Source organism: Maribacter algae (assembly GCF_047345745.1).
Classification (GTDB): Bacteria; Bacteroidota; Bacteroidia; order Flavobacteriales; family Flavobacteriaceae; genus Maribacter.
Map to the genome: position 1 here is coordinate 395,393 of NZ_JBLFES010000002.1, position 15,519 is coordinate 410,911.

Consider the following 15,519-nt stretch of genomic DNA (forward strand, 5'->3'; position numbering starts at 1 on the left):
ATGTTACTTTCCTAAAGTAAGATTTATTGATAGTAATAATCCTAAAATTAGGTGTTGTTAACACCTAATGAACTAGATAATAAAGAAAAATATGTGCCATATTCATAAAACGCTGAAATCTACCAATCATGATCTTCAACAGGTTGAAAGACAATGGGATCGGCGTAATTTTCTGACCAAGTCATCTTTGGGTATAGGGGCGTTGGCTTTTAGTTCCCTTTTAAACGCGGACAAGGCTTGGGGTGCTGTCAAAAATGGCAAATTAGATGCCGCCAATGCCGGTGCCCTTCTAGATTCTTACAATAAAAACAGACATGGTTTGCCACACCATCTGCCAAAAGCCAAACGTATCGTATATCTGTTTCAAAGTGGTGGACCCTCTCAATTGGATATTTTTGATTACAAACCAGGCCTTAAGAAGATGTTTGGAAAAGATTTGCCACCATCTGTTAGAAAAGGGCAGCGGTTAACGGGCATGAGTGCAGAACAAACAGTATTCCCCATAGCACCATCCATTATGGATTTTAAGCAGTACGGCGAGTCTAGAGCATGGGTGAGCGAACTTATGCCGCATACCGCAGAAATTGTTGATGACTTATGTTTTATAAAATCGATGCAGACCGATGCAATAAACCACGATCCGGCAATCACATTTTTACAGACTGGAAACCAATTGCCCGGTCGTCCTTCAATTGGAGCGTGGTTGAGTTATGGGTTAGGCTCGGACAATGATAACCTGCCTACGTTTATAACATTGATCACAAAAAATATGGGAGGTCAACCGTTATATTCCCGTCTGTGGGGAAATGGTTTTTTACCTACGGAACATCAAGGAGTTCAATTCCGTTCCGGGAAAGATCCCGTACTTTATTTAAGTGACCCAGAAAACTATGACGGGAACGACCGTCGCAATATGTTGGATTATCTGGGTAAACTGAACAACATGCAGCATGATACTTATGGTGACCCGGAAATCAATGCCCGTATGACACAATATGAAATGGCTTTCCGTATGCAGACCTCTGTACCCGAAGTCACGGATATTTCAGATGAGCCGGATTATATTTTTGATATGTACGGAGAAGAGAGTAGAGACCCGGGTACTTATGCTGCTAATTGCCTGATGGCTAGAAAATTATTGGAAAAGGACGTTAAATTCGTTCAACTGTACCATCAAGGTTGGGATCAACACATTGCCTGCCCCGGTGGTGTTGCAAATCAGTGTAGAATGACCGACAGGGCCAATGCAGCACTGATCAAAGATTTGAAGCAGCGTGGCATGTTGGAAGATACCTTGGTTATTTGGGGAGGGGAATTTGGCCGTACCGTATATTCTCAAGGACAATTGACTCATAAGAACTACGGTCGGGACCACCATCCCAAGGCATTCACAATGTGGATGGCCGGAGCAGGTGTAAAACCTGGATTTACCTATGGGGAAACAGATGACTTTAGTTATAATGTGGTCAAAGATCCTGTACATGTACATGACTTTCATGCTACCCTATTACATTTATTTGGAATAGACCACGAGCGATTAACCTATAAGCATCAAGGAAGACGTTTTAGACTTACGGACGTACATGGGCATATAGTCAAGGATTTACTCGCTTAATAGAAAAATCACTGTATATAATAATGTTCATCGCTACAGGAAAAACTATTGGAATACTTGTGGAAATATTTTAATCAACAAGTATATTATTGTTGAGTTAAACTAAAGGAATCTACTAGAATAGTATCATCCCCTTTGTTGTTTATAGTCACATAAATAACGGAGTTATCTCCGGAGTTGAATGTAACACTTGTCTCTTGCCAATCTTCTGCCGCATTAATGTTTTTACTCTCCCCTTCAAATATTCCAAAGCTCACGGATGAGTTATTGTTAGTTTTAAAATTGCCCTTTAGTAAATATTCTGTGTTTTTGGTTACATCGATTTTTTGAATCAATGCGGCATCGTTTCCTAACCGAACCGCATAGGTCTCCCCTTGATTGTCATTAAAATCTGTATTAATGGCAATATTACCTTTCCAATACCAATTTCCTAGATTTGGGTCATCAAATGAGCCATTGGAAATCAATCCACCGTCATAAGCATCGGTAGGCTTGTAAGTGTGTACATAATCGATAAGGTATTCGTTTTTGTCACCGTTGGCCAATTCTGCATCAGTTGCCCTTATCTGTGGATTGCCGTTTGAAGGAAAAGAACGCCAAGCATGATCTTCAATATCTATGATCATGTTCATCTCCCTATCCAGTCCCAAATTTTCAGGGTCTTCTATGCCACTCTTTCTGAGCTGGCGCACCAGTTCGCCATCGTAGTAGAAATCGAGCGTGAAAGCATCTTTCCAATACACTCCAAAACGATGCCAATCATCTCGCCATGGTTCTTCGTTGGCCGATACGGTATGGTGCTTTTGGTCGTTTAAATCTTGTAGTATTTCATTGCTATCGCCTCTAACAAATACGTGGTAATTGGTAGAAGCTCGTGCAGCAAACCATTCTTGGCCTTCCCTGTCACCACCATACACTTCTAAAACATCTATTTCCCTCTTATCGTCGGAACTCAAAAACCAAAAATTGGAAGACAATACTTGATTGGCCACTTTGGCCCTTACTTCAGAATAAATTGGATATATTATTTTTTCTTTTGCAGTGATGACCCCACAGTATACTTTTTCGGTTTCTGCTTTTCGAGAAGATTGTATTACCAAATTACCGTCTACGACATCGGAATTGTTACTCGTCCACTCAGTAAGACCGGGACCTAGCCATGCATTAAAATAGGTGTCGTTCCATTTGGACACAAATTCTCCATTATCTTTCCCGGAGTAGTTAAAATCATCCGAATGTGAATCTACAAAACCCCAATCAATTCCTAATGGAGGATGCCCTATGTTATTAGAGATTCTAAGACTGCCTAACGAAAAACCTTCGGTAGGATCGGTATTGGCAATTGGATTTTCCTTCATTTCCTCTTGCTGTTCTTCATCTACGTCCATCTCTTTAGAGGAGGAACAATTCGAAAATACCAACAATAATAATACTAATGTATATACGCTCATCTTTTTCATTTTAGCAATTTTTTAATCCTTAAAATAACTTTCTTTTTCCAATGAAAAACACTTATGTATAAAGGCGATTGGCATGGATAGCCTTTCGCCTTTACAGTTAACTAACAAACTAACTCAAACTATTCTCCAGAAAATGGAAATAGAATTTTTCTTTATATAATGCTAGTTTATTTTCAGTACCATTTTTAATTTAACTACCTACCGTCATCTACGATTCTAACTTCAACTTGATCTATGAAAACCCTTGAATTACTACTTGAATTACCGTTTACTATTCTAATTAGGGAACGGATATCTCCTCCAGGAGCTATAGATCTAGTACCCGAAATTTTCACCCACTGTCCAACGGGTAATGTGCTCAAATCGACTCCAGTTGAAAAATCGGCAAAATCCAAAAGAAAATAAGTCAAGTTGGTTCCCGGCTCGGTACTTTCCACATATACCCATAAGGATAAGATATATTGAGCTGGTGCATCTACAGGTAACGCAAAAGGACCATTCTCTATAATATTAGTTCCAATGCCAAAATTGTTCGTTACAGTCGATAAATCTGTGCCCGTAGTCTCAAACAAGAAGCTAGTACTACCATCAAAACTTTGTTCCGTACTAAATAATATTTCCGGACTATTTTCTGGTGTTGGCCAGAAAAAGCCTCCGCCTGCCCATTTAGTAGCATCCTCAAAACCTGAAGCATTAATGGTGGCCATTAAATTTTCTCCTGTAGGAAAAACATTGGAATTCAAGAACAATGAAATATCTTCACCTGATTGGCTGGTCAATACCCGAGAGGTAAAAGATAGACTAACGTTATCCATTAAAATAGATGGGATACTGGAAGATAAGGACAATAATAGATTATTAGGATTATCGGGGTCTATAGAAATGCCTGTTATCGTAATATTATCAAAAGTATTTTTAGAATCTATATCCGTAATTTCATCGGTTACGATGGCCAATTCAAAATCTGCGGCACTGATTACCGAAATATCGCCTATGGGCTCTTCGTAACCCACGGTAATCTGGTTTCCGTCTGCCGATAATTTTATGGCGTCCTTGCCATTTCCTCTGTTAGGAGTTAACCCGTCCACGACCAGAATAGGGACTTGAACAGTATTCGTAGAACGTAAAGGATATGTTCTGGTGACCGTTAGGGTTATTATTTCCCCGGTACTATCAAGGTCCGTTGGGGTATCAAAAATCACATTAAAATTTTGGTCCACAATATTGGTAGTTATGGCACTTGCCCGACCAGACGAAGTTTCAATAAACCCTCTCCCGAAATCCCACTCCAATAGTAATTGACCATCTCCGTTTATATCGGTGGACGATAAGCCCATGGCCGCAGCACTCAATGCCTGGACATTGGTCGGTACGTTTAGGGTGGCAACGCTCGGAGCGATGATGCCTGCCGTGACCTGATTTCTGACCTGAATTTGTGTTTGAACTCTGTTGATGTCTCCATTGGTGAGCGTTTCCGTGAGTATGATAGGAAAACCTCTTGACTCTATACCAACGGAAGGATTGTTCGCCCTGCTAAAGCTCCGGGTTATCGGCCCCAAATCTGTTATGGTCTCATTGGCCAATCCGGTATCGTTCGCTTCCGGTTGGGGAATGGTCCAAACACGTTCCGCTACCTCGCTATCCGGGGTAGTGGAGGAAAATGTGACCTCACTTCCTACAAAAGCCGAAAATACAGCATCTAGCCCTGAATCATCGTTGGGATCTACGGATTGAATGTCCGGCGTTACTACGTTTATAAAAAATAGTTCACTCTCAGGAACAATAGTCTTATCCAAAGTTTTGTCACAACTGCCCAAGATAATGACCATTGCAAGAAAACGACCTATATGAATTATTTGTTTTTTCATGCTATATTTTTTTAGAAACAACCAGCGCCACCGTTTCCGTAAAGGCAATTCTGTTGTAAATTTGGATTTAAAATAATTTCTTCTTGAGGTATTGGCCAATGGGTGTGCCGATCTAAGCTAAATGCGGCCTTAACGGGTAATTGATTACCGGTACCTTGACTTACGGAATTTAAATGCAGTCCCTCTATCGCATCATCCAGTTTGCCTGTTCTGATTAAATCGTCTTTACGTTTTCCTTCATAGCATAATTCCTTGCCTCTTTCTAAAACAATTGCATCCAACATCTCTTCTTGGCTTAGGCCTTCAGGGAGTAAGTAGTCATCCAAATCTGTAGCTTCCAGATTATTTTCAACTGCGGCTGTGAGTATACTTTGTGGAGTTCCCGGTTGTGTTTCGGTAGGTGAATTATACTCGATTGTTTCCATAGGCGTAGCATTGGGGTTGACGAACTCAGGTATACTTTTGAGTATTCGAGGTTTGATAGATCGCTCGATTATTTGGTTTACCAAGGTTCTGGCTTCCGCCGTTCTTCCCAAGGCATTCAGGGCTTCCGCTTTCATTAGGATAACATCTGCATAACGTAAGAACGGATAGTCAATAGTCCCATCACCTGCATTGTTAGGATTTGGTATAGGCTTTATATATTTATAAGGGCTCCAAATTGTCCAATCTATATTTAAGGCGTTGTACATATCCAATTCCGTAGCGGAATCTTCTCCCCTTGCCATCCTTGCTAAAGTCAACGGACTAAAACGAACAATGTTCCTGGTATATCGTACATCCGATACAAAATTATCGGGACCCAACAAACGAACTTCAGGTCTGAAATTTTGATTTTCGATTGCAAAAAATTCTGGATTCGGTGCAGGTAAAAGATTATCTGCGGACAGCGTTGCCCCGGTTCCGTCAGGATCAACTAGACCGTCTTTTCTCAAATACTCAAACGCAAAATCTATATTGGCCCTATAGGCTCCAAATGCACCTCCGTCTTTGTTGTCACCCAGTCCCAAGAAATCCCCGAAATCCCCTCCAACACCGTTATTAGGACCGTCATAGCCTACAGCGAATATGACTTCATCATTACCTTCATTAGAAAAGATATCACCATAATTGGGTTCCAGGGCAAAAATACCTGCATCAATGACCGCACTCAGCTCTCTCTCCGCCATCGCAAAGCGCTGATCAACACTTACTGCATTCCCACTGGCATCTATACCACCTTCTACACCACCAAACTCTTTGGTAGTGGTCATTTGCAGATATACTTTTCCGAGCAAGGCTTGTGCGGCCTCTTTTGAAGCGATATCGGCACTGGCTCCCGCTCTGGTAGAACCGTTCGCTATAGCAAATTGCAGGTCTTCAATGATCTGTAGATATACTTCTTCGGCTGTTGAATTGGGTAAATTGGCATCTTCTCTCACTGTGGTCAACGTAATATCCGTATTTACTACCAACGGAATATTCCCCCATATCTTGACCATATCAAAATACAACATTCCCCTTAGAAATAAGGCCTCGGCAATTGCTGGGTTCTTTTCTTTCGGGGTGCCCTCAAAACTATCGATTTGACCTAAGAAAGTATTGATCTGCTTGACCGCAGTATAGAACTCCGACCACGTTTGCCCTATCAACAAACTACCTGCGGTATAGTTGTAGCCGTAAAGTGGATTGTAATTTACAGGGAACAGTGTACCACTATGTGTATCTACCCCTACATCTGACCATGTTCCAAGAAGGCCACCTTGCCGATAAAGAGCGGCAGAACGCAATGAGGCATAAATACTGGGTAGACGACTTTGCAACAATTCGTCCAAAGTTCCAAAAGAAGCGGTTGTTGTATTGTTTTCTGTAGTTTCCTCTTCACAACTACCAATGGTAAGTCCTAAAAAGAGGCCTATTAAACAGATTATAATTTTGTTTTTATGTATCATGGTAATTTTTTTAAAATGTTGCTCTAATTCCAAACCTAAATGTGATCGCTTTTGGATAAGCATCAAAATCAACACCGGTGGTCAACGCCCCGGGAGAGACGCTTACATCTGGATCGTAGCCCGAATAATTGGTCCAAACGTGTAAGTTGTCCGCAGCGGTATAAAAACGCAATTGTGCTAAACCTAGCCGATCAACCACATTATCCGGTAAATTGTACCCTAGGGTTATGTTCTGCAAACGTAGGAATGATCCATCTTCTACAAAATCGGAAACGGTACCGAACCCCTCTTCCCTGACACGACCCCTAAGGCTATGAATATCAGTATCGGTGTTGTTGGGTGTCCAACGCTCTCTGGCCACACCATATTTGTTCAAAAATTGATTTGTACTAAAACCGACAAAATTGTTTTTATTATATATATCGTTACCATATTTCCAGTTCATGGCTATGGATAGATCCCAAGATTTGTACCTGAAGGAATTTGTCATTCCGCCAAAATGATGTGGGTTGGTATCCCCGATAATGGTTAGATCACCTTCATCTATGATACCATCACCGTTACGATCTCTTAATTTTTGTTGACCAGGTCTGTTCGTATTTGGGTTTCCGCTTCTGGGAACACCTTCTTTTAGAGTGAATGTATTTCCATTAAAATCCCCACCAAAAGGCCTCAAGGAGCCATCAGGATTGTTCCGGTATAAGGCTATGGCTTCAGCATCTGACAGACCATCGAATTCCACAAAATCGGAAAACTGGTAAACACCATCGCTTTCAAAACCGTAAATAGAGCCTAAAGGTTCGCCTTCCCTCACTATAAAATCATTGGAAACACTTCTGCCCACCGCTGATGTTATGGTAAACTCTTCTTGAACTCCTCCTAATGAAACCACTTCGTTCTCGACATAACTTATATTAAAATCCGTGTTCCATTTAAAATTCGGGGTGTTGACGTTTACACTACTGACCGAAACCTCAAAGCCTTTATTTTGAACCTCTCCCACGTTTTCAAGAATAAAAGAGAAACCGGACTGACTGGCCGTTGGTCTCTCCAATAAGAGATCTTTGGTATCTTTCTGAAACCAATCTACACCAATATTCAGCCTATTGTTAAAAAGCCCTATTTCACCACCTATATCATATTGGGTCGTAGTTTCCCAGGTAAGATCGGGATTGGAAACCCTTGACAAAAAGAAGCCGTTTGCCCTACTGCCATTTCTTACGGCTGCGGCATTTATTGCGCTAAAGCCATTTCTGAACTCAAAAAACCGTGAACTTTGAAACGCGAGTTGCGATTGAAAAACCCCTATCTTATCGTTTCCGGATTGACCGATACTTCCTTTAAATCTTAGATTGCTTAAAAAACTGACATCTTTTAAGAACGATTCTTCCGAGGCGTTCCACGTAAAGCCCGCCGAGGGAAAGAACCCCCATTGCGTAGAACCGGGAAAGAACCTTGAAGATTTATCCGTTCTTGCGGTTACATTCAGAATGTATCTGCTATCGAAGGCATAATTAATACGCCCGAAAATACCCAGTAGCCCGTTTTCCTGCCTGTTCGTATTTACATCTATATTCGTTCCCGCACCAATATCATCCAAGTTAACGGAATCACTTTGAAATTCCGTAGCCCTTGTATTCTGTGTATGTGTTTCGCTAGATAGAACACTGGTACCTAAAACAACATTGATTTTATGTTTATCGGCGAACAATTTATCAAAGGTCAGTGTATTGTTCGATTGCCATCGCGTTTGGTCAAAAGAACTTATTGTGGCAATACCACCAGTTATTTGTCCAAAACCAAATGTTCTGGGCAGGTAGACCCTTCCTCTATTACCGTAGGAATTGAAGGAAACCGAACTTCTGAATTTTAGACCATCGGCTAATTTATACTCCAAATAGCTGGAAATATAACCAAAAAGCTCTGCGCCATTGCTAACGGTCTCGTTCACTTGCTGTACCGGATTTATTACGAACCTACCACCTACCGAAGTGACGAAACCGGACTCGTCCCTTACGATATTAGCAGCGTTAATACCATTTCTAGAACGATCAAACCGACCCTGAACCGGTGGTGCCAATGCCAAGTTGGTAATTACCCCAAAACCGCCTCTACCTCCTCCATCAGGGGCGGCGGAAACGATTCCGGAACGGGCGCTTCTTCCGCCACTGGCTTGTACCCCGATCTGTAAACGAGGGGTTATATTTGCTCCTATATTCACAGAGGCCTGTATTCTACTGTAATCCGTACTTTTTACGATACCTTCCTGATCTGTATAACTGATATTGCCGCTAAACCAAGAATTTGCGTTTCCGGTTCGTGCACTCAGACTATACTTGTTCAGAATTGCAGGTCTAAAAATTTCGTTCCTGAAATCTCTAATTCCAAAACGGGGCGTTCCGTCAGACTGCACATCGTCCAATGGCAATGGTCTTCCGTTGTTGTCCCTGAAAGCCAATTGTTCAAAAGTAGTTGTTGTATTGGACGGATTCCATGGAAAAGCTTCTCTAAATTGATCTACATATTCTTGGGCACTCAATAGGTCTATTTGATTGGAAATGGTCTGGACCCCGGTGGTAATATCTAAATCCATTGTGACTTTCTGTTCCGAACCCTTACCACTTTTTGTCTGGATAATTACAACACCGTTCGCCCCACGAGAACCATATATTGCTGTTGCATTGGCATCTTTGAGTACATCTATTGATTTAATGTTATTGGGGTCTATCAGTGATAGGGGACTTGAAACGGCAGTGGCTCCGGTTTCCTGTGCACCTCCCGTTCCTATGGGATCACCATCTATCTCAACACCATCTATAACATATAGAGGGGCACTGCTTGCATTTATAGAAGTAGCTCCCCTAATCTGAATGGTGGCTGCATCACCGGGCCCACCTTGTGAAGTGGTAATCAAAACTCCGGCCGCTTTACCTTGCAAGGCTTCTTCGAAAGAAACCGCCTGTATTTTGTTAATGTCCTCGGATTTCAAGGAAACCTGTGATCCGGTTAGTTCCTTCTTCTCTAAGGTTCCATACCCGACGACGACGACCTCGTCCAAAAGCTTGGCATCTGGTTGCAGTTGTACATCAATTTTCTTTGATGTACCTATCTTTTTTTTGATGGTGCTAAAACCGATGTAAGAAAATACCAAGGTCTCACCTTCTTTGGCCAAGATATCGTAATTTCCGTCAAAATCGGAAACTACGCCCCTAGTGGTTCCTTCTACGACTACGGCAACTCCCGGAAGAGGAACACCTTCCTCGTCCACTATTTGCCCGGTTACCTTTTCCTGCGCATACAGTTGGGGCGCGCAAAAACCGAAAAGGAAAAACAGAAACGGAAAAATTCTTTTCCAAAAATCATTGTTGTTCTTCATAAATTTGAGTTGAGCTAGTTAAAATATTAATGTTCTATAATGGTTTTTTTGTTAAAAGGATAATTCTATATGCATTAAATTGAGAATTATGCATTTTATTAACGGCAATTTAACTATTTGATATTCTCAAAACTCATAACATGACTGGATAAAAACTGAACATTTATTATTTTATAGCTAAAAAAACGCCGTAACACTGGCCAAAAAGAAGTAATTAACTAAAATTGAATCTGAACTTTATAAAATAATCTATATAACCGTTTATTGATAATCTAACATCAATTTAGAAAGAGAATTAGTCGCTGTTCGTTCTATTTTAAAATCGATTTTCGATAATTTAAAAACCATTTGTAAAAAAATGGAATAAGGCGGGCATTTAAAAAAGAGGTAGGGAAAATTGAAGAATTATATTATAGCGCAGAAATAAACTCGAATAGATTATCAGTCCTGTCAAGGTTCATTTTTTTACGTAATCTATATCTAGACGTATGAACACTTTCCAAAGAGATTCCCAATAAAGAGGACATATCTTTACTTGAAAAATTTAACTTTACCAAGGCACATATCTTTAGGTCTGTCTGACCTAAATTTGGATATTTATTTTTAATATTCTTATAAAAATCTTTATTGATAGCCGTAAACCTTGCTTCAAATTCTTTCCAATTACTGCTAGGGGAACCTTGCACTGTTTTGAGCATTCTATGAATGGTCTTTACATCTATGGTGTCTTTGTTATTTGAAAGATTTTTTTTCAACTTTTCTACAAATTCATCTTTTTCGATTAACTGCAATGCTGAAGAGGTAAGTTCTTTATTCTTTACTTCCAATATTTCATTTCGTTTTTGCAATTCTAATTGTTGTTTTTCGAATAGTGCGTTTTTTTCCAACCTATGCTTTCTTCTCATATTCTTAAATAATAGATAACCATATATAACCATTGCCACAAGTACAATACCTAATAGAACAACTTTTAATGCCCATATTTTTTCTTCGCTTTCAAGTGCTGCGATATGTTGTTCTTTGATCCGTTCTTTTTCCCTTTCTTTTTGAATTCTATAGCGATCGTTTATTTCAAACAAGTGTTGATTATTTTTACTTTTTCTACCAAAGATATTGGTGGTCAGAACCCTTGCGCTATTTGAATGGTTGAATGCCTTCTCGAATTTTTTCTCTTTGGCGTATAAGGCCGATAGCCCCTCGTGTCCCATGATTTTATAATTGGAGTGACTTTTATACATCTCTGAGAATTTCAACGAGTTCTTAAAATACATCTCGCTCTTTAAAAAATCGCCCTGTAATTGATATGCATTGCCCAACAGGTAATGGATTACTATTAAGTAAGAAGGGTCGTTTTTTTCAAAAAAGGCTTTGGAGTCCAATAATCTTTGCAATCCTTTTTTAAAATCATTATCCATTGCATCTAGGTATCCTGCCTCTGCTTCTACATAAAAGTTAGTACCGTAGTCCTCCAATGTTTCTGTCTGCACGGCATAACAACTGTCAAGATATTTTTTGGCCATTTTAAAGTTATTATTGACCCTGTAGAAATTGACCATGGAAAAATAATCGCTCAATACATACGTCGAGGCAATTTCCCCTTTTCCATAAAGTTCTTTTTTAATGGTCAAGGACAGATTAAAATATTTAAGCGCTTCATCGTCTCTTTGATAAAAACTATACAACCAACCCAATGCTTGGTACACATTTGCTTTGGAAAAATCATCCTTACTTTGATCTGCTAAAATCAAGACCTCCCAATACCCGTCATATGAATTACCATAATCCACAGTGTGTGCATATAGATTGGACAATTCATATAAGTTGTTTATCAAATTAAAAGTGTCTTTTTCGGCTACGTACTTTTCAATACTTTTTTTGAAATAAAAAATAGCACTGTCCGGTTGTGTATATCGTAAACTTTGAGCCTTTTCAAGATTGATGTTTGTTTTCGGTTCTACTTGCCCACGGCTAGTCAGCGAGCAAATACAGATGGTACAGGAAAACAAGATTTCTTTGGTGAAAATGATGTTGCCCCAATTTACAGGCAACAACCGTTTAGCGAACATTCCGAAAGTAAAAACCATATCTCTCATAGGCTTAGAAACAGATTGAATTAAATCTAACATTATCGTTAAACTCAACTAATCCATTCTTTTGATAAGATACAAGATAATTGTATTGTCTAGTTGAATTGGCTTCAAATTCTAAAAAAAAGTAGTGTTCAGTTTTTATCCAGTCTAAAATAGCTGCTGACGAGTTTGTTATCATCATATTTGTTTCATTGATAAAATAGTGACCAACATATATTTATTATATGAATTTGATAACGAAACCAATGTATAACGTGATATATTCATATTCTTGATGCGAATTTTATATTCGGGAATTTAAGAATTTAATAATCATGACATTTAAAAAGGGTGCAAACTATAATGCGGTCAAAAGTTGGGATTTAGCAATTTGTACAGTTGAAAATTTTACGGTTGCACCCCCACTGAATATAGACAAATAGGTGCTGACCGAATTGAATTTATTTTGTTGTTGAATGCTATCTAGTAAAACATATGTGCTACTAAAAAAATAGTTTAAGTAACAAATACACTAAATGAATACTTAATCTTACGGTAACACATTTTGTGGGACTATAAGCTTATTAGAAGTTCACAAAATATTAAATCATACTATATTGATGCTTTTTTTACGAATTAGTTTAATCTCTCTTTTTTTGCTAGGCTGCGGCAGTAAAGAGATTTCTTTAAAACAAACCGATTTTAATTTTGATTGGCAGTTTCGTTTGATTGATTCCACATCACATAATCAAGCTTGGAAAACCGTTAGATTACCGCATGATTGGAGTGTTGCTTCTTCTTTCGATTCTATTCATGGTGAAGGTGCTACGGGATATCTTCCGGGTGGGATCGGCGAGTATGAAAAACAGTTTCCCTTAAACCTTTCAAAAGATGAAATGGCCTTTTTACTTTTTGACGGTGTTTACAACAATGCGGAAGTATCCTTGAACGGTGAAATATTGGGCAATCACCCATATGGGTATTCTCCTTTTTATTACGATATAACTCCGCACTTAAACACAAACAAAGATGCCAATACTATAAATGTAATGGTAGATCGCACAAGGTATGCCGATAGTCGCTGGTATACGGGGTCCGGTATTTATCGTAATGTAGAACTTCTAGTAAAGAACAGATTGCATATTCCTATATGGGGAGTGTACATTACTACTCCAAAAATTACAAAAGACCAGGCTGAAGTTCAAATAGAGGTTTCAATCAATAATCACTATCCAGAAGACAAGAGGGTTACGGTCATTACCGAAATTTTCAATATGGATGGTGTAAAGGTTGGTGAAAGTTCAAATGATTTTTCGGTCGTAAAGGAAGGTAGCAAAATTGTTACAAAAAAAATATTGGTCAAAGAACCTATATTGTGGAGTGTTGATAATCCATATCTATACACTTCAAAAATTACAATTTCCGAAGGCGATAAAATTTTGGACACACAGGAAATTAAATTCGGTATACGTAGTATTCGTTTTGATGCCAATGAGGGTTTTTTCCTCAACGGGGAAAATATGAAAATAAAAGGAGTCTGTTTACATCACGATGGCGGTTTGGTAGGAGCGGCGGTACCAAAGGGAGTCTGGGAAAGGCGCTTGAAGAAACTTAAAGAAGGAGGGTGCAATGCCATTCGCATATCCCATAATCCCGGAAGCCAAGAGTTTTTGGACCTCTGTGATGAAATGGGCTTTTTGGTGCAGGATGAGTTCTTTGACGAATGGGACAATCCCAAGGACAAGCGTAACAATATGAACGAGCAAAGCGTAGACTATATAACCCGGGGCTACACGGAGCATTTTCAGGAGTGGGCGGAAAGGGATTTAAAAAATACGGTTCTTGCACATCGCAACCATCCATCCATCATACAATGGAGCATAGGCAATGAGATTGAATGGACATATCCCAGGAACGGGGATGCTACCGGATTCTTCAATAATATGCATTGGAGTGGAAACTATTTTTGGTCGCTTCCCCCTAATTCCCCTGAAAAAGTAAAGGAAGAATTAAAAACACTTCCTAAAGGCAAATATGATATCGGGGAAACTGCAAAGAAATTAGCAAATTGGACACGAGAGCTAGACACCACCCGTTACATCATTGCCAATTGTATTCTCCCTACAGCAAGCCATGAATCCGGTTATACGGATGCTTTGGATATGGTCGGTTACAGTTATCGTAGGGTATTGTATGATTATGGTCATGAAAACTATCCCGATAAACCCATTATGGGTACTGAAAATCTAGGCCAATGGCACGAATGGAAAGCGGTCATGGAACGTCCTTTTATTTCGGGTACGTTTCTATGGACCGGGATAGACTACATGGGGGAGAGCAATAATGGATGGCCCAAGAAAGGTTCCAATTCGGGCCTGTTGGATATGGGCGGATTTGAAAAACCATCATATCATATGTTCAAATCTTTGTGGAGCAGCAAACCTCACGTTTACCTGGCTACCCAGCTAGAAGATAAGTCCATATATAAAGCTGATGCCAGTGGAAATCCTGTTGAGAAAAAACCTGATGGATGGAAACAGGCACTTTGGGGCTGGCATCCGGTAAACGAACATTGGAATTATGAGGATGGAGAAACCAGCATTGTTGAAGTCTATTCCAATTGTGATGAGGTAGAATTATTTCTGAACGAAAAATCTTTAGGGACAAAAAAGCTATCCGATTTTGAAGATCATATTTATAAGTGGATTGTCCCTTTTCGAGAAGGAACGCTATTGGCAAGGGGAAAGAAAAATAGTAATTTAGTAGAGACCCAAATCGTAACGACATCCGAGCCTGTGGCAATTCAACTTATTTCGGACAAAAAAGAACTTGACGCAGACGGATACGATGTGGCACACATTACCACCCAATTGATCGATAAGAATGGTAATCCCGTAAAAACGGAAAATCACGAACTAAGTTTCAATATTGATGGTGAAGCCGAATTATTAGGGGTTGATACGGGAGCCAATGATAATGTACAGGATCTTAAAAGTAACCGTATAATAACGGATAAAGGGAGGTGCCTGTTGATTATCAGATCAAAAAAAGCGACATCTGAAATAACAATAAAAGCAACTTCAGAACAATTAACAAGCAATACAATAATCATACATTCAAAATGAAAAGACCGAACATTAACTTGATTACGATTTTATTGATAGCCTTGCTAGGCGCATGTAATACAACTACGGAATCAT

General features: G+C 39.5%; 7 protein-coding genes. 2 read left to right on the top strand and 5 right to left on the bottom strand.

Going from position 1 to position 15,519, the window contains the following annotated elements:
- Positions 1 to 91: 91 nt before the first annotated feature.
- Positions 92 to 1,615, top strand: a complete 1,524-nt coding sequence (locus ACKWBX_RS08880) for a DUF1501 domain-containing protein (protein WP_413968319.1) — start codon at positions 92 to 94, stop codon at positions 1,613 to 1,615.
- Between the two features lie 86 nt (positions 1,616 to 1,701).
- Here the strand turns inward: ACKWBX_RS08880 and ACKWBX_RS08885 are convergent, their stop codons facing one another.
- The 5 genes from ACKWBX_RS08885 to ACKWBX_RS08905 form a co-directional block, all read right to left on the bottom strand.
- On the bottom strand, positions 1,702 to 3,075 hold the full coding sequence (locus ACKWBX_RS08885) for a LamG domain-containing protein (protein WP_413968320.1): 1,374 nt from the start codon (positions 3,073 to 3,075) through the stop codon (positions 1,702 to 1,704).
- A 194-nt stretch (positions 3,076 to 3,269) separates the two neighbouring features.
- Entirely contained in the window at positions 3,270 to 4,943 is a 1,674-nt protein-coding gene (locus ACKWBX_RS08890) for a hypothetical protein (RefSeq protein WP_413968321.1), read from the bottom strand.
- Positions 4,944 to 4,954: 11 nt separating this feature from the next.
- On the bottom strand, positions 4,955 to 6,874 hold the full coding sequence (locus tag ACKWBX_RS08895) for a RagB/SusD family nutrient uptake outer membrane protein (protein WP_413968322.1): 1,920 nt from the start codon (positions 6,872 to 6,874) through the stop codon (positions 4,955 to 4,957).
- 10 nt (positions 6,875 to 6,884) lie between these two features.
- On the bottom strand, positions 6,885 to 10,250 hold the full coding sequence (locus tag ACKWBX_RS08900) for a SusC/RagA family TonB-linked outer membrane protein (protein WP_413968323.1): 3,366 nt from the start codon (positions 10,248 to 10,250) through the stop codon (positions 6,885 to 6,887).
- 410 nt (positions 10,251 to 10,660) lie between these two features.
- Positions 10,661 to 12,376: a transcriptional regulator gene (locus ACKWBX_RS08905; RefSeq protein ID WP_413968324.1), complete on the bottom strand. Its 1,716-nt coding sequence runs from the start codon at positions 12,374 to 12,376 to the stop codon at positions 10,661 to 10,663.
- A 563-nt stretch (positions 12,377 to 12,939) separates the two neighbouring features.
- Here ACKWBX_RS08905 and ACKWBX_RS08910 point away from each other — a divergent pair.
- Entirely contained in the window at positions 12,940 to 15,444 is a 2,505-nt protein-coding gene (locus ACKWBX_RS08910) for a glycoside hydrolase family 2 TIM barrel-domain containing protein (RefSeq protein WP_413968325.1), read from the top strand.
- Positions 15,445 to 15,519: the final 75 nt, after the last annotated feature.

Coding starts and splice junctions, on each gene's coding strand:
- ACKWBX_RS08880 (WP_413968319.1), top strand. CDS start 92: ATGTGCCATATTCATAAAACGCTGAAATCTACCAATCATGATCTTCAA.
- ACKWBX_RS08885 (WP_413968320.1), bottom strand. CDS start 3,075: ATGAAAAAGATGAGCGTATATACATTAGTATTATTATTGTTGGTATTT.
- ACKWBX_RS08890 (WP_413968321.1), bottom strand. CDS start 4,943: ATGAAAAAACAAATAATTCATATAGGTCGTTTTCTTGCAATGGTCATT.
- ACKWBX_RS08895 (WP_413968322.1), bottom strand. CDS start 6,874: ATGATACATAAAAACAAAATTATAATCTGTTTAATAGGCCTCTTTTTA.
- ACKWBX_RS08900 (WP_413968323.1), bottom strand. CDS start 10,250: ATGAAGAACAACAATGATTTTTGGAAAAGAATTTTTCCGTTTCTGTTT.
- ACKWBX_RS08905 (WP_413968324.1), bottom strand. CDS start 12,376: ATGTTAGATTTAATTCAATCTGTTTCTAAGCCTATGAGAGATATGGTT.
- ACKWBX_RS08910 (WP_413968325.1), top strand. CDS start 12,940: ATGCTTTTTTTACGAATTAGTTTAATCTCTCTTTTTTTGCTAGGCTGC.